This is a genomic window from Necropsobacter rosorum, from assembly GCF_964241405.1.
Taxonomy (GTDB): domain Bacteria; phylum Pseudomonadota; class Gammaproteobacteria; order Enterobacterales; family Pasteurellaceae; genus Necropsobacter; species Necropsobacter rosorum.
The window spans coordinates 282,051-306,258 of sequence record NZ_CAXSXF010000003.1 but is presented as its reverse complement, the minus strand read 5'-3'; the positions used below and the strand labels follow the sequence as shown (position 1 = coordinate 306,258).

20 protein-coding genes and 1 CRISPR repeat array are annotated in these 24,208 nt (G+C 49.5%); of the genes, 6 read left to right on the top strand and 14 right to left on the bottom strand.

Annotated features, from left to right (window positions below):
- The 4 genes from cas2 (at window position 1) to yfaE (ending at window position 7,161) form a co-directional block, all read left to right on the top strand.
- A complete protein-coding gene (cas2, locus tag ACESOH_RS07950) occupies window positions 1-294 on the top strand; it encodes a CRISPR-associated endonuclease Cas2 (protein ID WP_373100636.1) in 294 nt (97 codons plus the stop codon).
- Between the two features lie 187 nt (window positions 295-481).
- Window positions 482-3,976: direct repeats of the CRISPR family, unit length 32 nt; unit sequence CCGGCTACCTACGCGTAGCTGAGAGTTGAAAC.
- A gap of 168 nt (window positions 3,977-4,144) precedes the next feature.
- The gene (gene nrdB / locus ACESOH_RS07945) at window positions 4,145-5,275 is read left to right on the top strand and encodes a class Ia ribonucleoside-diphosphate reductase subunit beta (protein ID WP_373100635.1); all 1,131 of its coding nucleotides are present in this window, start codon (window positions 4,145-4,147) and stop codon (window positions 5,273-5,275) included.
- A gap of 194 nt (window positions 5,276-5,469) precedes the next feature.
- On the top strand, window positions 5,470-6,855 hold the full coding sequence (locus ACESOH_RS07940; RefSeq protein ID WP_373100634.1) for an SLC13 family permease: 1,386 nt from the start codon (window positions 5,470-5,472) through the stop codon (window positions 6,853-6,855).
- Between the two features lie 57 nt (window positions 6,856-6,912).
- Window positions 6,913-7,161, top strand: a complete 249-nt coding sequence (gene yfaE / locus ACESOH_RS07935; protein ID WP_373100633.1) for a class I ribonucleotide reductase maintenance protein YfaE — start codon at window positions 6,913-6,915, stop codon at window positions 7,159-7,161.
- 93 nt (window positions 7,162-7,254) lie between these two features.
- On the opposite strand, the gene dapB is transcribed toward yfaE, so the two are convergent.
- The 6 genes from dapB to ribH are packed head-to-tail and all read right to left on the bottom strand — an operon-like array spanning window position 7,255 to window position 11,164.
- A complete protein-coding gene (gene dapB / locus ACESOH_RS07930; protein ID WP_373100632.1) occupies window positions 7,255-8,067 on the bottom strand; it encodes a 4-hydroxy-tetrahydrodipicolinate reductase in 813 nt (270 codons plus the stop codon).
- Window positions 8,068-8,084: 17 nt separating this feature from the next.
- Entirely contained in the window at window positions 8,085-8,720 is a 636-nt protein-coding gene (locus tag ACESOH_RS07925; RefSeq protein ID WP_373100631.1) for a LysE family transporter, read from the bottom strand.
- Window positions 8,721-8,727: 7 nt separating this feature from the next.
- Complete coding sequence (locus ACESOH_RS07920; RefSeq protein WP_373100630.1) at window positions 8,728-9,219, bottom strand: phosphatidylglycerophosphatase A family protein; 492 nt, start codon at window positions 9,217-9,219, stop codon at window positions 8,728-8,730.
- Between the two features lie 9 nt (window positions 9,220-9,228).
- Entirely contained in the window at window positions 9,229-10,236 is a 1,008-nt protein-coding gene (gene thiL / locus ACESOH_RS07915) for a thiamine-phosphate kinase (RefSeq protein ID WP_373100629.1), read from the bottom strand.
- Between the two features lie 22 nt (window positions 10,237-10,258).
- Window positions 10,259-10,687 carry a transcription antitermination factor NusB gene (gene nusB, locus ACESOH_RS07910; RefSeq protein ID WP_032091964.1) on the bottom strand — a complete coding sequence of 143 codons (429 nt, stop codon included), beginning with the start codon at window positions 10,685-10,687 and terminating at the stop codon, window positions 10,259-10,261.
- 3 nt (window positions 10,688-10,690) lie between these two features.
- Window positions 10,691-11,164, bottom strand: a complete 474-nt coding sequence (ribH, locus tag ACESOH_RS07905; protein WP_032091965.1) for a 6,7-dimethyl-8-ribityllumazine synthase — start codon at window positions 11,162-11,164, stop codon at window positions 10,691-10,693.
- A 303-nt stretch (window positions 11,165-11,467) separates the two neighbouring features.
- Between ribH and ACESOH_RS07900 the strand changes: the two genes are divergently transcribed.
- Together ACESOH_RS07900 and ACESOH_RS07895 are read left to right on the top strand one after the other, a co-directional pair.
- A complete protein-coding gene (locus tag ACESOH_RS07900; protein ID WP_032091966.1) occupies window positions 11,468-12,679 on the top strand; it encodes an aromatic amino acid transport family protein in 1,212 nt (403 codons plus the stop codon).
- A 135-nt stretch (window positions 12,680-12,814) separates the two neighbouring features.
- Complete coding sequence (locus tag ACESOH_RS07895) at window positions 12,815-13,990, top strand: MFS transporter (protein WP_032091967.1); 1,176 nt, start codon at window positions 12,815-12,817, stop codon at window positions 13,988-13,990.
- A 109-nt stretch (window positions 13,991-14,099) separates the two neighbouring features.
- Here the strand turns inward: ACESOH_RS07895 and pgi are convergent, their stop codons facing one another.
- The 8 genes from pgi to ACESOH_RS07855 form a co-directional block, all read right to left on the bottom strand.
- The gene (pgi, locus tag ACESOH_RS07890; RefSeq protein ID WP_373100628.1) at window positions 14,100-15,746 is read right to left on the bottom strand and encodes a glucose-6-phosphate isomerase; all 1,647 of its coding nucleotides are present in this window, start codon (window positions 15,744-15,746) and stop codon (window positions 14,100-14,102) included.
- 140 nt (window positions 15,747-15,886) lie between these two features.
- The gene (alr, locus tag ACESOH_RS07885; protein WP_373100683.1) at window positions 15,887-16,963 is read right to left on the bottom strand and encodes an alanine racemase; all 1,077 of its coding nucleotides are present in this window, start codon (window positions 16,961-16,963) and stop codon (window positions 15,887-15,889) included.
- Window positions 16,964-16,976: 13 nt separating this feature from the next.
- Entirely contained in the window at window positions 16,977-18,395 is a 1,419-nt protein-coding gene (locus tag ACESOH_RS07880; protein WP_373100627.1) for a replicative DNA helicase, read from the bottom strand.
- A 262-nt stretch (window positions 18,396-18,657) separates the two neighbouring features.
- Window positions 18,658-19,746, bottom strand: a complete 1,089-nt coding sequence (gene aroG, locus ACESOH_RS07875) for a 3-deoxy-7-phosphoheptulonate synthase AroG (RefSeq protein WP_373100626.1) — start codon at window positions 19,744-19,746, stop codon at window positions 18,658-18,660.
- A gap of 149 nt (window positions 19,747-19,895) precedes the next feature.
- A complete protein-coding gene (lolE, locus tag ACESOH_RS07870) occupies window positions 19,896-21,149 on the bottom strand; it encodes a lipoprotein-releasing ABC transporter permease subunit LolE (protein WP_373100625.1) in 1,254 nt (417 codons plus the stop codon).
- On the bottom strand, window positions 21,146-21,823 hold the full coding sequence (gene lolD / locus ACESOH_RS07865; RefSeq protein ID WP_373100624.1) for a lipoprotein-releasing ABC transporter ATP-binding protein LolD: 678 nt from the start codon (window positions 21,821-21,823) through the stop codon (window positions 21,146-21,148). Before lolD ends, lolE begins: the two co-directional genes overlap by 4 nt.
- A gap of 82 nt (window positions 21,824-21,905) precedes the next feature.
- Window positions 21,906-23,096 (bottom strand): lipoprotein-releasing ABC transporter permease subunit, encoded by a 1,191-nt coding sequence (locus tag ACESOH_RS07860; RefSeq protein ID WP_373100623.1) that lies wholly within the window; start codon window positions 23,094-23,096, stop codon window positions 21,906-21,908.
- 89 nt (window positions 23,097-23,185) lie between these two features.
- Entirely contained in the window at window positions 23,186-24,127 is a 942-nt protein-coding gene (locus ACESOH_RS07855) for a 2-hydroxyacid dehydrogenase (protein ID WP_373100622.1), read from the bottom strand.
- Between the last annotated feature and the right edge of the window lie 81 nt (window positions 24,128-24,208).

Sequence of the window (24,208 nt, the reverse complement as noted above, 5' to 3'; positions counted from 1 at the left end):
ATGCTGATGTTAATTACTTATGATATATCATTTGAAGATCCCGAAGGACAGCGCCGCTTACGTCGTATAGCAAAGTATTGTTTAGACTATGGTGTTAGGGCACAATACTCCGTATTCGAATGTGATGTAACACCTGATCAATGGGTAAAACTAAAACAGAAACTGTTGGAAACCTATGACCCCGAATCAGATAGTTTAAGGTTCTATCACTTAGGCAGTAAATGGCGGAATAAAGTCGAACATCACGGCGCCAAACCCGCTCCGGATATTTTTAAAGATATATTAATTATCTGATCGCTAACCGTTGGTTCACATAAAATCCTCTTAGATTAGCGATTCCATGTTTCTTTAACAAATTAGATACTTAACTTATTCGTATAACATAAATAATGCTATGTTATACTTGCTTCTTGTCTTTTTGTTAAAGATCAGCGAATTCCGGCTTTTCAAACCACTCCCCTCGCCCTTTCTCAAAAAGGCACCGGCTACCTATGCGTAGCTGTGAGTTGAAACCTGGTTCGTTTCTCTGCTTAGCAGCCGCAACGAACAACCGGCTACCTATGCGTAGCTGTGAGTTGAAACCTGACCGATTAAATGCGGCCGCTCACTGAGCTCCGGCTACCTATGCGTAGCTGTGAGTTGAAACCGAATCCTTCGCGTGCATAGGTATAAATGCCGCCCCGGCTACCTATGCGTAGCTGTGAGTTGAAACGCGGCAAAACCGCCGAGCAGTCCCATCAGCGAACCGACCGGCTACCTATGCGTAGCTGTGAGTTGAAACGTGGTTATTTGTAAAAAATTGTCAGCATTGCAATCCGGCTACCTATGCGTAGCTGTGAGTTGAAACAAACGGAAAAAACTATATTTATCGGCAGGTGGACCGGCTACCTATGCGTAGCTGTGAGTTGAAACAGTGATTTTAGCGATTAAACCGTATTTACAAAAGCCGGCTACCTATGCGTAGCTGTGAGTTGAAACAGTAAATTTATTTTGTGCCAGGCCACCTAATACAACCGGCTACCTATGCGTAGCTGTGAGTTGAAACAATGTATTCGTATAATTTGACGATATTCTCGAACCCGGCTACCTATGCGTAGCTGTGAGTTGAAACTCATGCCCGCACCTCATTGTGCCCATGGCGAAGGGTCCGGCTACCTATGCGTAGCTGTGAGTTGAAACGGCTGTATTTATGTTGATTTGGGGATTTATCGCCTCCGGCTACCTATGCGTAGCTGTGAGTTGAAACAAATACGAATTTGCACCGGAGCCAGATAACCCTGTCCGGCTACCTATGCGTAGCCGAGAGTTGAAACTATCTATACATCATCACGCAAGTGCTGATTTTAACCCGGCTACCTACGCGTAGCCGAGAGTTGAAACTGGCAATCTTATACCGAAATTATTGATACACGCTTCCGGCTACCTACGCGTAGCCGAGAGTTGAAACACACCTGAGCAAATTGCTGCAGCACATGAACTGGGCCGGCTACCTACGCGTAGCTGAGAGTTGAAACTTGAGTGGCTGGTGGCGTCTCGGTTAGTGTCGATAGCCGGCTACCTACGCGTAGCTGAGAGTTGAAACGTGGACATCGTGGACATCGCTTTAGAATCAATAAGCCGGCTACCTACGCGTAGCTGAGAGTTGAAACACGATAATTTTTGTAATGCCCGCTTCAAACCGTTTGCCGGCTACCTACGCGTAGCTGAGAGTTGAAACAAACTCCTCTTGTTTTAAAAGTAAGTATATTATACCGGCTACCTACGCGTAGCTGAGAGTTGAAACTTGCGAGGTCTAAAAGTCCAAAAAGTCTAATATATCCGGCTACCTACGCGTAGCTGAGAGTTGAAACAATGTACAAGAAGGTTTTTTGCCCGCGCCCGGCCCGGCTACCTACGCGTAGCTGAGAGTTGAAACGTTACAAAATATCAGCTTGCTGGGCGAAAAGTTTCCGGCTACCTACGCGTAGCTGAGAGTTGAAACCGCCTGTCGCCAGATGAGGTGGTTCGGCAGCAGTTGCCGGCTACCTACGCGTAGCTGAGAGTTGAAACAAAGACGGATGGTTGTCGGCGTTTGGCGACTGTACCCGGCTACCTACGCGTAGCTGAGAGTTGAAACCCATTCACCATAACAGGGTGGCACGGTGTACCCACCCGGCTACCTACGCGTAGCTGAGAGTTGAAACTAAATAACAAAGGTCTAATGTATCACCAGTATAGGGCCGGCTACCTACGCGTAGCTGAGAGTTGAAACTGGATCTTTGAGTGAAATGAGATGAGTATAGATTCCGGCTACCTACGCGTAGCTGAGAGTTGAAACCTCATCTCTACAAACAGCAGGCACTACCTCTGAAACCGGCTACCTACGCGTAGCTGAGAGTTGAAACGGCAATAAATTATTGCTATCGGATCTGCTAAATATCCGGCTACCTACGCGTAGCTGAGAGTTGAAACAGTGTATCAATTATTAGAAAATGCGCTTGCAGCCGCCGGCTACCTACGCGTAGCTGAGAGTTGAAACATAATAATCATGCTAAAAGAGAAGAAATGCTAAATGCCGGCTACCTACGCGTAGCTGAGAGTTGAAACACCACCTAATAACAGTATTACGCGCTTAAGCACTTCCGGCTACCTACGCGTAGCTGAGAGTTGAAACGTTTTTCAATACAACGGTAACAAGTATCCGTTGCCCGGCTACCTACGCGTAGCTGAGAGTTGAAACACGCCTGTATAGGCTTTATATTGCGTTTTTCAGCCGGCTACCTACGCGTAGCTGAGAGTTGAAACATCAACAAGGACTAAATTATGGCAGCTTTTATTTGCCGGCTACCTACGCGTAGCTGAGAGTTGAAACGAGCGGTTGTTAAATCGCGTGTTAGACCAACGTCCCGGCTACCTACGCGTAGCTGTGAGTTGAAACGGCAAAGCCATGTTTATGATGGGGCGTGCCCTGCCGGCTACCTACGCGTAGCTGTGAGTTGAAACACTGTTTGTGCTGTTGGAGCTTTCTCGCCTTGTACCGGCTACCTACGCGTAGCCGAGAGTTGAAACGCGTCCTTTATAAATGCAAGCGCCATGTGTATATCCGGCTACCTACGCGTAGCCGAGAGTTGAAACAACATCTTCAAATCTTGCGGTTAAAAATCCCTCTCCGGCTACCTACGCGTAGCCGAGAGTTGAAACAACGTGCTAACCCACAATTGTATGATTTGCTGACCCGGCTACCTATGCGCAGCCGAGAGTTGAAACACCGTGCCGAAAACCATTGTCGGTCGTACATCCCCCGGCTACCTATGCGCAGCCGAGAGTTGAAACCTTGTTTAAAACACATTATTCAGCCCACTAAGTGCCGGCTACCTATGCGCAGCCGAGAGTTGAAACAAGCATACTTATATGACGGAAATTTTGTTCAATCCCGGCTACCTATGCGCAGCCGAGAGTTGAAACGTTTTCGGTGCAAGCCGTTGACTTTAAATTGGATCCGGCTACCTATGCGCAGCCGAGAGTTGAAACGTCGATACCGGATAATCGCAGCGTGAAATCTATCCCGGCTACCTATGCGCAGCCAAGAGTTGAAACGCCGCCGTGGGCGTCTCCGAATTTTACGGCGTATACCGGCTACCTATGCGCAGCCGAGAGTTGAAACAAGCGAGTGCGGGATTTGGTACGACTAACGGCGACCGGCTACCTACGCGTAGCCGAGAGTTGAAACGGTAAATTTATTTTGTGCCAGGCCACCTAATACACCGGCTACCTACGCGTAGCCGAGAGTTGAAACAGCTTTTCCGCACGGATACGCGTTTCCAGGTGGTGCCGGCTACCTACGCGCAGCCGAGAGTTGAAACTTATTCCGGCTGATGCGTTTAACTTTGATTTAGGTCCGGCTACCTACATGTAGCCGAGAGTTGAAACAACTACGACTTTTTCGAGATTCGCAATCGAGAAAGCTGGCTACCTACGCGCAGCCGAGAGTTGAAACTTTAATTTCTTGAAGGCGAAAATCCAGTCTGTTCGTCTGGCTACCCACTCGTAGCCATAAATTAAAACCTAATCAACATAAAATCCGTCTATTCCCTCTTGTTATTACATAAAGCAATTTTCATGATAAAATACAAACCATTCTTAACTGCAAATAAAGGTATTTTTTATGGCATATACCACCTTTTCCCAAACCAAAAACGATCAACTAAAAGAGCCGATGTTTTTCGGTCAGAATGTGAATGTTGCGCGTTATGATCAGCAAAAATATGAGACTTTTGAGAAACTTATTGAAAAACAACTGTCTTTCTTCTGGCGTCCGGAGGAGGTGGACGTATCGCAGGATCGTATTGATTATGCTGCGTTGCCGGAACATGAAAAACATATATTTATCAGCAACCTGAAATATCAAACCCTGCTTGATTCCATTCAGGGGCGCAGTCCGAATGTGGCATTGCTGCCACTGGTGTCCATTCCTGAGCTGGAAACCTGGATTGAAACCTGGACGTTTTCAGAAACGATTCATTCCCGCTCTTATACCCACATTATCCGCAATATCGTCAATGATCCTTCGGTGGTATTCGACGATATCGTCACCAATGAAGAAATCATCAAGCGTGCGAAGGATATTTCCGCTTATTACGACGATTTGATCCGCGACAGTCAGTTATACGGTTTATACGGCGAAGGCACATACCGCGTGGACGGAAAAGACTGCGTCGTCACCCTGCGCAATCTGAAAAAACAGCTTTACCTCTGTTTAATGAGCGTCAATGCGCTGGAAGCGATTCGTTTCTATGTGTCTTTCGCCTGTTCATTTGCCTTTGCCGAACGTCAGCTGATGGAAGGCAATGCCAAGATCATTAAATTTATCGCCCGCGACGAAGCCCTGCATTTAACCGGCACACAGCATATTCTGAATATTATGGCCGCCGGTCAGGACGATCCGGAAATGGCGGAAATCGCCGAAGAATGCAAACAGGAAGCCTACGATCTATTCGTCGCTGCGGCCGAACAGGAAAAGGCCTGGGCGGATTATCTGTTTAAAGACGGCTCGATGATCGGTCTGAATAAGGATATTCTGGTGCAATATGTGGAATACATCACCAATATCCGCATGCAGGCGGTCGGTCTTCCGCTGCCGTTTCAGGCGCGCTCCAACCCGATTCCGTGGATCAATGCGTGGCTGGTTTCCGATAACGTACAGGTTGCGCCGCAGGAAGTGGAAGTCAGCTCCTACCTCGTCGGTCAGATTGATTCCAAAGTCGATACCAACGATTTCGGCGATTTTGATCTGTAAGACCGGTTGATAAAAAGTACGGTGTTTTTTTTAAACGTTTTAAAAATGTTTGAAAATTTCACCGCACTTTTTGTGATTCTGCTCTTCTTATAACCAATAAATTTAAAACTTTTTATATAAATTGTTAAAAATTTGTTTCAGTAAAATTCAAATCATGCTAATAGATAGAAGAAAACCTATGGAGAATATCTATTATGCAAACTAAACCCTCATTCTTTTCACAGTACAAACGTTTTATTATTCTGGCTATCGATTTCGTCCTGCTGCTGGCGTTGCTCCATACACTTCCGTTTTCACCGCAGGAAAACCGTGGTCTTGCGCTGTTGGCTTTTATCGCAATCCTATGGCTGACAGAAGCGTTCAACATTACCGTCACATCGTTAATGGTACCGGTGTTAGCCGTTGCCCTGGGTTTAATCGACACCGAACAGGCTCTCTCGCCGTTTGCCACACCAATCATTTATATGTTCTTCGGCGGATTCGTGATCGCCGCAGTTTTGCAGATTCAACAGTTGGATAAAATCATCGCCAATTACATCATACAGTTGGCCAAAGGCAGCCTTAAGCGTTCTGTTGCCTATTTATTCGGCGTCACCACTTTTTTATCCATGTGGATTAACAATACCGCTGTTGCCGCAATGATGCTGCCGTTAACCGTCGGTATGTTAAAAGGTGTGGATGCGGAAAAACACTCACGTCTTTACACTTTCGTCCTATTAGGAATGGCGTTTTGCGCCAGCATAGGCGGAATAGGCACTCTGGTCGGCAGTGCGCCGAACGCGATTTTAGCGTCGCAACTCCCGATTAGCTTTACTGAATGGCTAGGCTATGGTTTTCCTGTTATGCTGTTATTACTACCGTCGGTCTTATTCGTTTTATGGGTGATCCTACGTCCGGATTTTTCCATTGAATTCTCGCCGTTTATCAAACAAGTCAGATTCAACCGAAAAAACATTATGACCCTCATTATTTTTGCCGTTATGGCAGTCATATTGCTTTTTAGCGCATTAATCAACCCTTGGTTATCCAATCTGTTAGGGTTAACCAAAACTATTGACAGTTTCGACAGCATAATCGCCTTAACCGTTGTCGTGATTATCGGTGTTACCGGAGTAGCAAAATGGCAAGAAATTCAAGCGCGCGTAGAATGGGGCGTGTTGATGCTATTCGGCGGCGGATTAACCTTAAGTATCGTGATGAAAGATTCCGGTGCCAGTAAAATTATGGCGGATACGATTGTTCAATTCGTCAATGAAGAACCGTTATGGATTCTCTGTCTTGTACTCAGTGCGTTTATCATTTTCTTAACGGAATTCACCTCGAATACCGCCAGTGCCGCACTGATTATTCCGATTGTCATCTCAGTGGCACAAACGATGAATTTACCGCCGCTTGCACTCGCCGCGATCATTGCCTGCGGCGCAAGCTGCGCATTTATGCTGCCGATTGCCACACCACCGAATGCCATCGTTTTCGCCACTGGTTATGTGCGACAAGCGGATATGGCGAAGGTTGGGTTTATGCTGAATTTATTCTGTATTGCCATTATCGGCGGGCTTGCCTATTTTATCTGGATTTAACGGTCATTATAATGAATGTTCTTCCGGGCAATTTTACGTTATCTCAACGCTTAAATAATGAAAATTCATTTATTACACAGTAACCGAATTATTGAACATGACAATGACATTCCGCTGCTCAACCGGCTGGAGCAACACGGCGTTCGTCATGAATATCAATGCCGCAGCGGGTATTGCGGGTCTTGTCGGGTGAAGATGCGAAAAGGCAAGGTCTCCTATAAAGAAACGCCCCTTGCCTTTTTAAATCCGGATGAAATCCTGCTCTGCTGCTGTCGGGTGGAAGAGGATTTGGAAATCGAATTATAAAAACGGCAAAAAAAATGACCGCACTTTCAGTGCGATCATGAGGTCGGGAAAGTTATAAAAGTGAATGTGGTGTGAAAACTGTCGCGCTACAGCCTATAAATTATTCAGACTCAGCACGTCCGTCATGTCGAATAATCCCTTGTCTTGTGCGGCAATCCATTTTGCCGCCCGGATGGCGCCGTTGGCAAAGGTCATGCGGCTTGAGGCTTTATGGGAAATTTCCACCCGTTCACCGATATCGGCAAACCAGACGCTGTGTTCGCCGACCACATCGCCGGCTCGGATGGTTGAAAACCCGATTTCATCCGGTTTGCGTTCGCCAATAATTCCGTCTCGGCAGAAAACGCCCTGTGTTTTTAAATCGCGTCCCAGCGTTTTGGCGATATGTTCGCCCATGGATAATGCCGTGCCGGACGGGGCATCCACTTTGTGACGGTGATGAGCTTCAATAATTTCGATATCACAATAATCCCCCATTACTTTCGCCGCTTTTTCCAGCAATTTAAATACCAGATTGACGCCGACACTGAAATTGGAGGCAAACACAATGGCGGTTTGTTGTGCGGCCTGCCGGATGTCCTGTTTGCCTGCGTCATTAAAACCGGTGGTGCCGATAATCATTTTTTTCCCGTGCGCAACACAGAATCGGAGATGCTCCAATGTGCCTTCGGGACGGGTAAAATCAATGAACACATCAAAATGGTCTTTTTGTGCGGACAGATCGTCTGAAACCTTAACGCCCAACGCGCCGACACCCGCCAGCTCGCCCGCATCGGTACCGATTAATGATGAACCCGGACGTTCAAACGCCGCACCGAGGCAAACGCCGTCTGCGGTCTGAATCGCCTGAATCAATTGGCGCCCCATACGGCCGCCGGCGCCTGCCACTGCAATTTGTAATGTCATAGTTTTTTCCTTATCGTTTAAGATGTTGTGTTAATTATCGCGCTAATGCCGGTATAAATCAGTTCGCCGCCGAACAGCAGAAAAACCAATCCGGCAAAATTATCAATATAACGATTATATTCGGTATAAAAACGCCGCACCATATTGCGTGAAAATAAAAATGCGATCATGCTGAAATAGAAGAAAGTTTCCAGCGTCAGCAGCAAAATAACGGCAATGATGGTAGCCGGATCGGCAATACCGCTCATAAAACCGGATAACACGCTGGTGAAAAACACAATCGCTTTGGCATTGCTCAGATTAATCATCAGTCCCTTACCGATTTCCCGGCGGATAGCACTTTTTGCTTCACGCAGCGGATGGACGGCCTGCAACTTGGTGTTTGCCGTCACTTTCAGCAGTTTAATCCCGCAATAGATAAGATAGCTGCCACCCAAACACATAATAATATACTGAATAAGGTTATGCGTGCGGCTTATCAGGGATAAGCCGAAAATGACGATAGTCGCCCAGATAAAAATACCGAGGCTGATGCCGAAAGCGGCGGCAATGGCGTTATTTTTGGTATCGCTTGCCGCTTTACGGCTGACGTAGAAAAAATCGGGCCCCGGGCTTAATAACCCGGCAAGGTTGACCAGCAAGATGGTAAACATAGGGAACCTATACAAAAAATGCGATAATTTTAATCAGCACCACACTGTAAAGCGCGGCCAACACATCGTCAATCATGATACCGAATCCGCTTTCCAGTTTTTGATCGAAATAGCGAATAGGATAAGGCTTAACAATATCGAAAAAACGAAAGATCAAAAAGGCGGCAACATACCAGAACGGCGTAAGCTGAGGCAAGGCGGATAACACGATAAAAATCCCGACAAACTCATCCCACACAATCGCGCCGTGATCATGCACGCCCATATCCTGTGAGGTTTTGCGGCATAAATAGCAGCCGACCACGAAACAAAGTGCGGTCAAAATCAGAAAAGTATTCAGCGTTAAATATTGCAGCAGTAAGCCGCCGACAATCGTGCCGGCAAGCGTTCCCCAGGTTCCCGGTGCCGGGCGCATTAAGCCGGAGCCGAATCCCAACGCAAAGAAATGAACGGGATGGTATAATTTTATCCGTTTTAACGGATCATTTTGCGCTTGCATCGCACTGTCCTAACGAAAATGTTCAAAACCGGCGGTATTTGCCGCATCCGCCGGTTTGCCGTAACGCTGAAAATAAATACGGTTTTTATTATGCGCCCCCAGCGAGCGGATTTGCCCCACACAGGTATAAGCTACGCCGATGTGCATCAAAGCCCGTTCCAGTTTCGCCCGGTTGAGATCGGAAACGGTAAAGCACAGTTCGTAATCTTCCCCGCCGCTCAGCGCAAACTGCTCGGCCTGCGCGCGGCCGAATTCATGTATTAAGGGTTCGGATAACGGCAGTTTATCCAAGTGAATCACCGCACCGCATTGGCTACGCTGCAGAATATGCCCCAAATCGGCAATAAAACCGTCGGAAATGTCGATCGCCGCATTTGCCAGTGAAGATACCGCCAGCTCAAACCCCAGCAACACGCGGGGCGTCGGGCGCAAATGACGCCGGATAAGATATTGCTGATCCGCACTCAGCGACGCATCTGCCGCATGTTTGCCCTGCAGCAATAAAGCCAACCCTGCGGCACTGTCGCCTAAAGAACCGGACACATAAATCCAGTCGCCGGGTCTGGCGCTGTGACGGCATAAGGCTTTACCTTTCGGCACAATCCCCTGCGCGGTGATCGTAATGACGTGCAGCGCTCCCTGAGTGGTATCGCCGCCGATTAAATCCACATTATAGTGATCCAGCACCGTAAAAAAACTGTGGCTGAATTCGCTCAACCACTGATGATCAACACGGGGCAAGGTCAATGCCAACGAAAACCAGGCCGGTTCGGCGCCCATGGCGGCTAAATCGCTTAAATTCGTTGCGGCGGCCTTATAGGCGAGATCGGCGGCGCTGATATCGGGCAGGAAATGGGTATTTTCCACCATGGTGTCGGTGGTTACGGCAATGCGCTGATTCTGGCGGTGCTCAGTAATGGCGCAATCATCGCCGACCGAAACGATAACGTCTTTACGGGGAAGCCTTTTCGACGCAGTGAAATACCGTTGAATAATATCAAACTCACCCTCGCTCATACAGCTTTCCCCTTGACATCAATTATTTACGAGATAACGCCGGCGCAATTTTATCCAATACGCCATTCACATATTTATGACTGTCGTCTGCGCCGAAGACTTTCGCCACTTCAATCGCTTCATTGATAGCAACTTTATACGGCACGTCCGGTTCAAACTGTAATTCATACACCGCCAAACGCAGAATGGCGCGTTCGATCGGATCCAGCTCGCCGATATCACGATCCAGATAAGGACGCAGCGTCGTTTCGACGGCATCAATATGCTCCACGGTTTGCCGGAACAGTTTACGGAAATACGGCAGATCCACCCCTTTCATATCCTGATCGGTGACAAAGGCCAATTCAACGGTTTCCGCCGGATTCTGCGACACATACCAGGAATATAAGGCCTGAACCGCACATTCTCTTGCTCTGCGGCGCGGCGAGATTTTTTTTAGCTGTTCACTCATAGATTACGCCGCTTCAATCTGTGCCAATAAATTTACCATTTCCAGTGCGACCAGCGCGGCTTCCGCCCCTTTATTGCCCGCTTTGGTACCGGCGCGTTCGATAGCCTGTTCGATATTTTCCGTGGTCAACACCCCGAACGCCACCGGAATTTCCGCCTGCATCGCCACCTGACCTAAACCGCTGCTCGCTTCGCCCGCCACATATTCGAAATGCGCCGTGCCGCCGCGAATCACCGTTCCCAACGCCACAATCGCATCGTATTTTTTACTTTCTGCCAGACGGCGCGCCACCAGCGGCAGTTCATAAGCGCCCGGTGCGCGAACTAAGGTAATATTTTCGTCTTTCACCTGACCGACCCGTTTCAGCGCATCCACCGCGCCTTCCAGCAGGCTTTCATTAATAAAACTGTTAAAACGGGCGATCACCACTGCAATCTTTGCGTTCGGTGCCGCAACAACGCCTTCCAATACTTTCATAGTCTTTCCTAAAATTAATTATGCATGAGAAATCGGTTGGGGATTTTATCACAAAAATAGGGGCAGAGTAACACAATCCTGCAATTCCCCGCCGCCTGTTTCTTTCCGGCCTCCGCACTCTCGCCGACCCAATAAACGCAGGGGGTTTCGGGAAAAGCGCATCGGGATAACAAACCCTGTAAATACAACGCCATAGCAAAATTGTAAATAAATAAAAACGCAGCGTAAAAATATAATTACAATCCCAGAAATTTACGCTAGAATGACCGCACTTTTTTTACATTCAATAAGGATAATCCGTTTATGCGAAATAAAACTTTCGGCAGCGCTCTGCTTGTTGCCGGCACCACCATCGGCGCGGGTATGCTGGCAATGCCGCTGACCTCGGCGGAAATGGGATTTACTTATACCTTGCTGTTGCTGTTCGCGCTGTGGATTTTACTGTCTTACAGCGCACTGTTATTCGTTGAGGTTTATCAGAAAGCCGAACGCAAAGATGCCGGTATCGCCACGCTGGCGGAGCAATATTTCGGTATGGCGGGACGCATTCTCGCCACCTTATCGCTGGTTATTTTTATGTACGCCATTCTGTCCGCCTATGTAACCGGCGGCGGGTCGCTATTAGCCGGCGTGCTGCCGTTTTTAGGCGAGCATGCCACGCCGATTTCCATTGTGCTGTTCACCGTCATATTAGGCGTTTTCATTGTGATCAGCACCGGCGCGGTGGATGCGCTGACCCGCTTACTGTTTATGATCAAACTGGTGGCGTTCGTGTTGGTATTAAGTATGATGCTACCGCGGGTCAGTTCAGCGCATCTGATGGCGATGCCGTTAAAAGACTTCCTGATTATTTCCGCCAGCCCGGTATTTTTTACCTCGTTCGGCTTCCACGTTATCATTCCGAGTATCAACAGTTATCTGGACGGTGATATCCGCCGGCTGCGCATTGCCATTATCGGCGGCACGGCTATTCCGTTAGTCGCCTATATTTTATGGCAAATGGCGACCCACGGCGTGTTTCCGCAATCGCAATTCGTCCAAATTATTAATACCGATCCGACCTTAAACGGATTGGTCAACGCCACTTACCATGTAACGGAAAGCCCGCTGATCAGCGGTGCCGTGCGCACCTTTTCCACGCTGGCATTAATCACCTCATTCCTCGGTGTGGCGCTGTCTTTATTCGATTGTCTGGATGATCTGTTAAAACGCGTCAACATCCGCGCAGGGCGCCTCGGTCTGGGCGTGTTAACCTTTATCCCGCCGCTGGCATTCGCGCTGTTCTATCCGGACGGTTTCGTCGCCGCGCTGGGATATGCCGGCCAAATGTTCACCTTTTATGGTTTGGTGCTGCCGGTCGGTCTGGCATGGCGCATGCGAAAATTATATCCCGATCTGCGCTATCGCGTCATCGGCGGCAACCTCAGCTTGCTTATCGCGCTATTGCTGGGCTTACTGATTATGAACGTGCCGTTTTTAATCCAGGCGGGTTATCTGCCGCCGGTGATCGGTTAAGCCGGCAAGCAGCTCAACGGGCGACTGCGGTCGCCTGTTGATTTGCCACGCTGCGAAAATATTCCGATTATTGACCGCACTTTTTTGACACAACGGTGTAAAATAGCGTCATTTCCGTCTTAACAGATTGCATTTATGCTGACACCCGAACCACAAAAACCGGCCAATACGGTTATCTTTACGTTTTTATTGATCGCCTTTCTGACCGGTATCGCTTCCGCTTTTCAGCAACCGACCCTCAGCCTGTTTTTATCGCAGGAAATTCAGGCGCCGCCGTTAATGGTGGGCATCTTTTATTCCGTCAACGCCGTTATCGGCATACTGTTAAGTCAGCTGGTGGCAAAATATTCGGACACCCGACAGGATCGGCGCAAAGTCATAATGACCTGTTGTCTGATTGCCATTTTCGGCTGCCTGATTTTTGCCTACTGCCGCAATTATTATATTTTGATACTACTGGGAACCACCCTTTTAGGCTTAGGTTCCGCCGCCAATCCGCAATCGTTCGCCTTTGCCCGCGAATACAGCGAAAGCATGAAACGGGAAAGCGTAATGTTCACCACCGTGATGCGAACCCAGATTTCCCTTGCTTGGGTTATCGGCCCGCCGTTATCCTTTGCCATTGCCCTGCACTGGGGCTTCAGTTATATGTATCTGCTGGCCGGGCTGGCGTTTCTGCTGTGTGCGGCGGCGACTGCCTGTTTACTGCCGAAAATCCCCCGCAACACAGCGCTGTCCAGCCGCGAAATTACTGACGCGCCGCGCGCCAATCGTAAAAGCACCGCCTTTTTATTTAGCGCCTGTCTGCTGATGTTGGTGTGTAACAGTATGTATTTTATCAATATGCCGTTATATCTGATTCACCAGTTGCAGCTGGCGCAGGAGCTGGCGGGAATTTTAATGGGCACCGCTGCGGGGCTGGAAATTCCGGTTATGTTGCTCGCCGGTTATCTGAGCCGATTTTTTACCAAAAAACAGCTGATATTCACCGCACTTTTCGCCGGCATGCTGTTTTATCTGGGGTTATTATTCGCCGTACAACCTTGGCAGTTTATCGCCTTGCAGGGGCTGAATGCGGTGTTTATCGGTATCGTCGCCACAATCGGCATGGTGTATTTTCAGGATCTGATGCCGGCACAAATGGGCGCGGCGACCACCCTATTCAGCAATGCGGCAAAAGGCAGCTGGATTATCGGCGGCCCGATCGCCGGGCTGGTGACGCAATTCTGGCATTACAACACGGTGTTTTATTTTTCGCTGTTGATTTTATTGGTCAGCGCGTTCTGCATGTATAAAGTTAAATCCGTTTAATGCCAAACCGGCGGCTGCAAATTTTCCATAAAAAACGGGCATTTCGTCGGAGAAATGCCCGTTGTGATTGGCGTCAGGGGTAAAAACTAAGCCAAAACCGACCGCACTTTTAGCGCCAGACTTTAAACTGATTGATCAACCCGTTGGTGGAACTGTCGTGGCTGCTGATTTGGCTGTCGTCCGCCAGTTCCGGCAGAATGCGGTTAGCCAGCTGTTTACCCAGTTCAACGCCCCATTGGTCGAAACTGAAAATATTGAAAATCACGCCCTGTACGAAAATTTTATGCTCATACATAGCGATTAACGCTCCCAGACTGAACGGCGTAATTTTCTGCAGCAAAATCGAGTTGGTCGGTTTATTGCCGGTAAACACCTTAAACGGCACGATATCTTTTACATCATCTAACGCTTTACCCGCTTTGACAAACTCCGCTTCCACTTCCTGCTTGCTTTTACCGAACGCCAGCGCCTCGGTCTGCGCAAAGAAGTTGGACAGCAGTTTACTGTGATGATCGGACAGCGGATTATGGCTTTGCGCCGGCGCAATAAAATCGCAAGGAATTAAAGTGGTGCCCTGATGAATCAGCTGATAGAACGCATGCTGACCGTTGGTTCCCGGTTCACCCCAAATAATCGGGCCGGTCTGATAATCGACGGCGTTCCCATCACGCGCTACATATTTGCCGTTGGATTCCATATTGCCTTGCTGGAAATAGGCGGCAAAACGGTGCAGATACTGATCATACGGCAAAATCGCTTCGGTTTGTGCGCCGAGGAAATTGGTGTTCCATAATCCCACCAGCGCTAAGGTTGCCGGAATGTTTTTCTCAATCGGCGTGGTGCGGAAATGTTTATCCATTTCGTGCGCCCCGCTTAATAAGGCTTCGAAATGCTCGAATCCGACGGACAGCGCAATAGACAAACCGATCGCCGACCACAAAGAATAACGGCCGCCGACCCAATCCCAGAATTCAAACATATTGGCGGTATCGATCCCGAATTTCGCCACTTCTTCGGCATTCGTGGATAACGCGGCAAAATGTTTCGCCACATGGGCTTGGTCTTTCGCGGCGGCTAAGAACCAGTCGCGCGCGGACATGGCGTTGGTCATGGTTTCCTGCGTGGTAAAGGTTTTGGACGCCACCAGTACCAGCGTGGTTTCCGGATTGACTTTTTTCAGGGTTTCGGCGATATGAGTGCCGTCCACATTCGACACGAAGTGCATGGTCAAATGATTTTTATACGGGCGCAGGGCTTCGGTCACCATATAAGGGCCCAAATCCGAACCGCCGATGCCGATATTGATCACATCGGTGATCGCTTTGCCGGTATAACCCTTCCATTCGCCGGAAATCACCCGTTCACAGAATGATTTCATTTTCGCCAGTACGGCGTTGACTTCCGGCATCACATCTTTGCCGTCCACCAGCACAGGCGTGTTGGAACGATTACGCAGTGCGGTGTGCAATACCGCGCGATTTTCGGTGCGGTTGATTTTCTCGCCGCTGAACATGGCTTCCACCGCCTCGGACAGCGCACATTCGTCGGCTAGCTGGCGCAATAAACGCAAGGTTTGCTGATTAAGATTATTTTTGGAAAAATCCACTAACATGTCGTCGTGAAAGGTTAATGAATACTGCGCGAAACGATCCGGTTCCTGTGCAAAAAGCTGCTGAATGGTGGTTGCGGCAAAATCAGCTTTATGCTGCTGTAAGGCCTGCCACGCCTTAGTCGTCGTCGGATTGATATTTTTCATGGTATTTCCTTTTCATGTTAATTATTGAAAATAATATAATCAATTAATCGGCGCTATAACTCCTCTATTGATTTTAAAGTTGAGGAGGACATCACAGGAGGAAGGTTTATTTACCTTCGCCGCCCTGTGTGCCGGCGCACTTAATCAATATATTCGGTCAAAACCCGCGGAGTGAGTTTTGTAATTAATTCATAACTCAAAACGCCGCTGATTTCCGCAATTTCTTCGATAGGCAGTTCCTTGCCCCACAGAATCACTTCATCGCCGACCTGATCCCGGCTGTCGGCACCGAGATCCACCGTCAGCATATCCATGGAAACTTTACCCACAATCGGCACCCGGCGTCCGTTAAGATATACCGGCGTTCCCATCGGCATATCACGCGGATAACCGTCGCCGTAACCGATAGCGATCACACCGATTTTGGTATCCCGTTGGCTGATCCATTTTCCGCCATAGCCTACCGGCTCGCCCTGTTTATGATCACGCACCGCGATCAGCGACGAGGTCAGCGTCATCACCGGCGTTAAGCCGTATTCGCTGCTCGGCGTGTTATTCGGTGAAATGCCGTACATAATAATGCCCGGCCGAATCCAGTCCAGATGGGAATCCGGCCAGAATAACACCCCGCCGGAAGCGGCAATGCTGCGCTCACCGTTTTTATCCTGCGTGATGCGTAAAAAATCCGCCAGTTGTTTACGGGTATAATCGCACTGCAATTCGTCTGCGCGGCTGAAATGGCTGACAAAGCCGATATTATCGTCCACCGCGGCGCAATGTTTCAGCTGCCGGTAAAAGTCATCCACCTGATCCAGCCGCACGCCCAGCCGGTGCATGCCGGTGTCGATTTTCAACCACACTTTGATTTTATTCGGCACCTGCGCCCGTTGCAGGGCATCAAGCTGTTCCTGATTATGCACAATGGTTTGAATGTTATTGACTGCGATAACCGGCAAATCTTTTTCCGAAAAAAAGCCTTCCAGCAACAGAATCGGTTTAATAATACCGTTGGAACGCAGGCTTAAGGCTTCTTCCAGACGCGCAACGCCGAAACAGTCCACCATGGCCTCCAGCGCAGCGGAAACAAACACCACACCATGGCCGTAAGCATTGGCTTTCACCACGGCGATCACTTTACTGTGCGGTGCTTTTTGTTTAATTGTCTGGATATTGTGTTTTAATGCGACGGAACTGATTTTTGCCGTCGCCGGTTTCATGTGCATCATAGGCTTAATACTCATCCATATATTCCGGTTGTTCTTTTAAATTGTCAAAGCGCGAATATTGTCCCTGAAATTTTAACCGCACTCTGCCGATCGGGCCGTTACGCTGTTTACCGATAATGATCTCGGCAATGCCTTTATCATCGGAATTGTCGTTATAGACTTCATCACGGTAAATAAACATAATCAAATCCGCATCCTGCTCAATGGATCCGGATTCGCGCAAATCCGAGTTCACCGGGCGTTTATCCGCGCGGTTTTCCAGCGTTCGGTTCAGCTGCGACAATGCAATCACCGGCACTTCCAGTTCTTTCGCCAGCGCTTTCAACGAGCGGGAAATCTCGGCAATTTCCAACGTGCGGTTATCGGCAAATCCCGGCGCACGCATCAACTGTAAATAATCCACCATAATCAGGCTCAGCCCTTTATTTTCGCGATAAACCCGTCTGGCGCGGGAGCGCAGTTCCGTCGGTGTCAGTCCGGAGGAATCGTCGATAAACAGATTCGGTTTTTGTTTAAAGATGCCGAGCGTACTGCCGATTTTTGACCAGTCGCTTTCATCCAGCCCTTGCCCGGTACGGATTTTGGTCTGATCAACGCGCGAAAGGGAGGCGATAGTACGCATCATAATTTGCTCGGCAGGCATTTCAAGACTGAACACCAGCACCGGCTTCTCGCTGGCCAGTGCGGCGTTTTCACACAGATTCATCGCAAAGGTGGTTTTTCCCATCGACGGGCGCGCCGCCACGATAATCAGGTCGGAAGGCTGCAAACCGGCGGTTTTCTTATCCAAATCAATAAATCCGGTGGTCACGCCGGTGATCCCGTTATGATTTTTATTCAGGCTCAGGGTTTCGATTTTATCCACCGTCGCTTCCAGAATATCAATAATATTCTGCGGGCCTTCACTGGCGGTGGTGCGTTTTTCCGCAATGGCGAACACTTCCCGTTCCGCCTCGTCCAGAATGGCTTTTACATCCTGCCCTTTCGGCGTATAACTGATTTTTGCGATTTTATTACCGGCGGCGATAAGTTCGCGCAAAATCGCCTTTTCGCGCACAATATCCGCATAAGCGATAATATTCGCCGCACTGGGTGTATTATTGGAAAGTTCCGCCAAATAGGCGAACCCGCCGACTTCATCGGTCACGCCTTTATTTTTCAGCGCTTCATCAATCGTCAGCAAATCCACCGGTTGATTGCGGCGCACCAGATCGGCCATTTCCTGAAAGATCAGCCGGTGCTGGAAGGTATAAAAATCCTCTGCGATAATCCGCTCGGCAACGGCATCCCAGTGGCTGTTGCTTAATAAAATACCGCCTAACACGGCCTGTTCCGCTTCGATGGAATGAGGCGGAATGCTCACCTGCGCCACTTGATTATCTCTCGCTTGAGTACGTTGGGACTGAGCGTGTTGTTGTGCCATATTAATCTATGTTATCCGATACCAAAAATTGCTGTATATGATATACCAAATCCAACGGCGGTTTAAGCGAAAAGCACAGAAAAACGCGGATAAAAATAAAGGGCAAAATGATATGGCGGCGCGATTTGTACCCGCCGTAACAAACAGAAAAAGCGGGGAAACTGACCCGCTTTGAGATAAAATCCGCACAAAAGTGCGGTGGTTTTTTTAAACGTTTTTTACGCTTATGAGGCAAAACCCGTTGAGCGCACAGTACGGCATATTAACCCGTAACACGGCGGCGTGCCACCACGGCATCGGATAAATCCTGCAAGACCTGCTCGCTGTCTTCCCAGCCGATACAGGCGTCGGTCACGCTTTGGCCGTACACCAACGCTTTGCCGTCCTCCAACTCCTGACGGCCTTCGACCAAATGGCTTTCCACCATTACGCCGAAAATCCGGGTCGAACCGCCGGCAACCTGACGGCAGACTTCCTGACAAACGTCCAATTGCTTTTTGAATTGTTTATAGCTATTGGCATGGCTGAAATCGATCATCACATGCGGAATCCGACCGCTCTTGGCAATATTATCGCACACGATGCGCACATCCTCGGCGCTGTAATTCGGCCCTTTATCGCCGCCGCGCAAAATAATATGGCCGTCTTCATTGCCCTTGGTGGACACAATGGCGGAATGGCCGAATTTGGTAACGGAAAGGAAATAGTGCGGTGCTTCCGCCGCCCCGATCGCATCCAGCGCAATACGCACACCGCCATTGGTGGCGTTTTTAAATCCCACCGCGCAGGACAGGCCGGATGCCAGTTCACGGTGAACCTGCGATTCGGTGGTTCTGGCGCCGATTGCTCCCCAGCTCATAAAATCGGCAATATACTGAGGGGTAATCATATCCAAAAATTCCCCTGCGGTCGGCACTTCAAGATCATTAATATCGGAAAGCAGTTTGCGGGCGATGCGCAAGCCGTCATTCAGCGCATAACTGTGATCCAGATACGGATCGTTAATCAAGCCTTTCCAACCCACGGTGGTACGCGGCTTTTCAAAATAAACGCGCATGATAATTTCCAGCGTATCGCGATATTTTTCGCGCATCGCTCTAATCCGCCGGGCGTATTCCAGCGCGGATTTCGGATCATGAATGGAACAAGGGCCGATAATCACCAGCAGGCGATCATCCTGCCCGTGGATAATATTGTGTGCCTGCCGGCGGGCATTTTTTACGGTTTTGACCGCAGTTTCGCTTGCCGGGTATTTTTCCAGCAGCGCGATCGGCGGTAATACCTGCTCTATTTTGGCAATTCGGGTATCGTCATTGGCGATACGGATATGGTTTTTATTTTTTGTCGTCATACATCACTCTCTTAATTTATTAGCGGGCGTTGCAAGCGCCCGTTTATTTTGCTTTCCGGAAGAAATCATCACACCGTAAATAATGGGTGTCAATGTAACATGTATTTTTGTACTAGTAAACTAGTTTAAAAAAATATTCAATCGTTGCCTTAATGACCGCTCAAAACTTGTGCGGGTTGTAGCTTCGCGGCACGGCCGGCAGGGTACAGACTTGCGATAAGGCTGAGGATTAATGCGGCAATCAGCACGATAACCACATCCTGCCAGTGCAGTTCGCTCGGTAAAAAGTCCACAAAATACACCCCGTCCGACAGCAGTTTTCTGCCCAGCAGCCATTCAATGCCCTCAATCAAAGTCGTCAGATTCAGCGCCAGTACTATACCTAAAACAATGCCGCTCAGGCAACCTTTCATCCCGGCCTGCAAGCCGTACCAAATAAAAATCCGTTTGATAAATGCGTTGTCGGCGCCCAGCGTGCGCATAATGGCGATGTCGCCCTGCTTGTCCTTCACCGCCATAATCAGGGTTGAAACAATATTAAAACAGGCGACACCGATCACCAGCACCATGGCAATATACATGACGGTGCGGATCAGCTGAATATCGCGGTACATATAGCCGAATTTAGCAATCCAGTTCTGCACATTCAGCATCTGCGGATAATGCTGCAATACGGCATAATCCAGCTGCTGAACCGCAAAAGGCGCGTTAACTTTTAATTCCACGCCGCTGACCTGATCCGACCGATAGCCCAGAAATGTCTGCGCCTGCGCCAGCGGCATCAGCGCATAACTGTGATCAAGCTGCCCGTCCAGACGCAGAATACCGCTGACCTGCATCCGATGCCGTACCGGTTGGCTGAAATCCTCGCCGTTACCGGGCGAAGACACCAGCAGAGTCACCCAATCGCCGGGCTCAACCGCCAGCTCGCGGGCAATCGCAGCGCCGAGAATCAAACCGCCGTTCTGCTCAAACCGCTGCCAACCGTCATCCAGCACAAATTTTCCCAGCGCGCTGACCTGATCCTGCGCCGTTTTTTCCACCCCTTTCACCTGAACCACTTTCAGCTTGGCGCCGTTTTCCACCAACGCGGTAAATCCGACAAACGGCGACACGGCGCTGATTTGCGCATCCTGCGCTAAAAGTGCGGTCAGATTTTGCCAATGATCAAGCGTTTCACTGTCGCCCTGCCCCGGATAAGCGCGGATTTCCACATGCGGCACCACCGCCAGAATCCGGTTATTCAGCTCCCGCTCAAAACCGTTCATCGCGCTTAGGCCGACAATCAGCACCGCCACGCCCAACGCAATGCCGATACCGGAAAACAGCGAAATCAGCGAAACCAAACGGTTTTGCTGCTTGGTACGCTGATAGCGCCAGCTGATAAAAAAAGGCGTATTCATACCTGCGCTCCGCTCAGTACGCCGTCTTGCATGAGCAGACAGCGGGACAGTTTGCGGGCTAAATTCAGATCATGGGTAACCAGTAAAAAAGCGATCTGCTGTTCTTCGTTTAACTGTCGGATCAGATCAAAAATGCTTTCCGTGGTTTTGCGATCCAGATTGCCGGTAGGCTCATCGGCCAGCACCAACGCCGGGTGATTAACCAGCGCGCGGGCTATCGCCACCCGTTGCCGTTCGCCGCCCGATAACGCCGAAGGACGATGCGTCACGCGGTGCGACAATCCGACCGCCGCCAACATGTTTTCCGCCCGATCGCGGGCTTCCGTTTTGTTCTGTCGTCCGATCAGCATCGGCATCATCACATTTTCCAATGCGCTGAAATCCGCCATCAAATGATGGAACTGATACACAAACCCCAGCTGTCGGTTGCGCAACCGCGCCAGTTCGTCGGCGCTGGCGCGCTGTAAAGACTGTCCGCGGATAAACACCTCGCCGCCGCTTGGCTGATCCAGCCCGCCCAAGGTATGCAGCAACGTGCTTTTACCCGAACCGGAACTGCCGACAATCGCCACCAGCTCGCCGGACTGCATGGAAAAACTCACGTCTTTTAAGACCTGAGTGCGGATCGCACCTTCCTGATAATCTTTGCTGACGTGTTGACAATGTAATAACATTTCGTGATTTGGCATAGCTTAAATTCTATTGCGTTAAATAAAAAAAGATAAAAAAAACACCGCACTTTTGTGCATATGCGCACTATTCATAGCGCAATGCCTGCGCCGGCTCCACCTGTGCCGCGCGGTAAGCGGGATATAACGTGGAAAGCAGTGACAGCAGCAAAGAAAAGCCGACGACCAGCGCAATCTGTACGCCGTCGGTTTCCGTCGGCAAAAAAATCCCCTGCGGGTTGATTACATTAATCAGGCGATCCAGATTTAACGTCGCCGCCATGCCGAGCAATGTCCCGAACAAGGTGCCGCTAAGCCCGACGAATAAGCCCTGCGCGATAAAAATCCGCCGCACCTGCGCTTTACGCAGCCCCTGCGTTTGCAAAATCGCAATTTCGCCCTGTTTATCCACCACCATTAAACTCAGCGAGGTGATAATGTTGGATATCGCCACTACGATAATCAGGCTGATTAATAAGCCCATCATGTTTTTTTCCATTCTGACCGCCTGAAAAAATTCGCCTTTCTGGCTGCGCCAGTCGTCGATTTTCCATTGTTGTGCAGGAAAATAGGCGGATAATTCGGTAATTCGGAACGGATCATCAAGAAACAGACGATAGCCTTGCACCTGTTGCGGCTGAATGCGCATTAAACGGCCGATATCGCTCAAATTGGCGAACACGGCGTAATCGGCGCTCTCCGCATTGGAAAAATAAATGTCGCTGACCGTAAACAAACGTTGTACCGGCACCCGTCCGAACGGCGTGTAGCGGCTGTTTTCGGTGATCATAAAGCGCACTTTATCGCCGATTTGCAGCTGCAATTTGTGCGCCAGCACGGAGCCGATAATCAGTTTAAAACCGCCGGCAGGCAGCAGCTGTTCAAACTGCTGCGGCGCCAGTTCATCCAGTAGGCGGTCGTCGGAAAAAGCACGAATACCGATGGCCTGTCCGGCACTGACGCCTTTCGCCGTCTGCAAAATCACGCCGGTGGTATTAATCGGCACCGCTTTTGATACGAAATCCGGCAGCGCCGGCGGCGTATCTTCAAGGTTCAGTCGATCTTCAGCGGGCATCACTATGGCGTGCGCAATGGTAGCGAGAACCTGTTGTTTTTGATGTTTTTCCAGACCGTTCATCACGGAAAGTACAATAATCAGCGCCATCACACCGAGTATAATGCCACAGGCGGCAAGATTGGTCACCAGCCGCCCGAAACGATCCGCACTTTTGGCTCGCCAATAACGCAGGGCGATAAATAAGGAGACAGGAAAAGTCATATCGGTTTATTGGTTATCTTAAAAAAATAAAAGCACGAACCCAAGTCCGTGCCGGTATCAGAAACGGATGACGCCATTATAGCGATAATTTATTTACCTGTCGCCACAAACTCTTCAATGTTTTGCGTCACCTTACTGACCAAGGTGGTTACCGCGCTGTCGGATGCCCAGGCAATATGCGGCGTAATAATCAGATTCGGTAAACGGGTCGCCGCCTGAATCAGCGGATTGTCTTTTGCCGGCGGTTCCTGCACCAAGACATCCAGCGCGGCGGCGGCAATCGTGCCGTTTTCCAGCGCCTCGACCAGCGCGCGTTCGTCCACCAAAGGCCCGCGCCCGGTGTTGATTAAATACGCGCTCGGTTTCATCTGCTTGAGGGTGTCGGCATTAATCAGATTAGTCGTGCTTTCGGTCAACGGGCAATGCAGGGTCAGAATGTCCGCTTCGCGTAATACCGTTTCAAAAGGCAGATAACCGTCGCGAATCGTGATCGCATCTTTACGTTCGGCATAAATCACTTTCATCCCAAGTGCGGTGGCCAGACGCCCGATTTCGCTGCCCAAATTGCCTTTGCCGACGATCCCCAGCGTGGCGCCGCGCACATCGGTGATCGGGTAGTCAAAATAACAGAACTGTTTGCACTCAGCCCATTTGGCGCTGAGTTGATCCCGGTACCAGTTCATCAGGCTGTGTTTCAGCGCAAAAATCAAGCCCAGCACATGTTCCGGCACCGTTACCGAGGAATAACCGGTGACGTTTTTCACCGTCACGCCCTGTGCTTTCGCCGCCGCCAGATCAATATTATTGGTGCCGGTCGCGGTTAAAGCGATCAGTTTTAAATTCGGTAATTGCTGTAGGGTTTCGCGGTTAAATACGACTTTACTGGTGATCACGATATCGGCGTCTTTGGCGCGCTCGACCGTTTGCGCGGCGGAGGTGTGTTCGTATTCAATCCATTGATGTGCAAAGCTCGGACGGGGAATCGGGATATGTTTCGGGATGGCGGTACTATCAAGAAAAACGATATTCATAGATAACTCTCCTTTTATCAAAATGTTGCGGTTTACCGCCTTTGACTATACCGCAGGCGGCGGATTTTAACAATCTCTTGA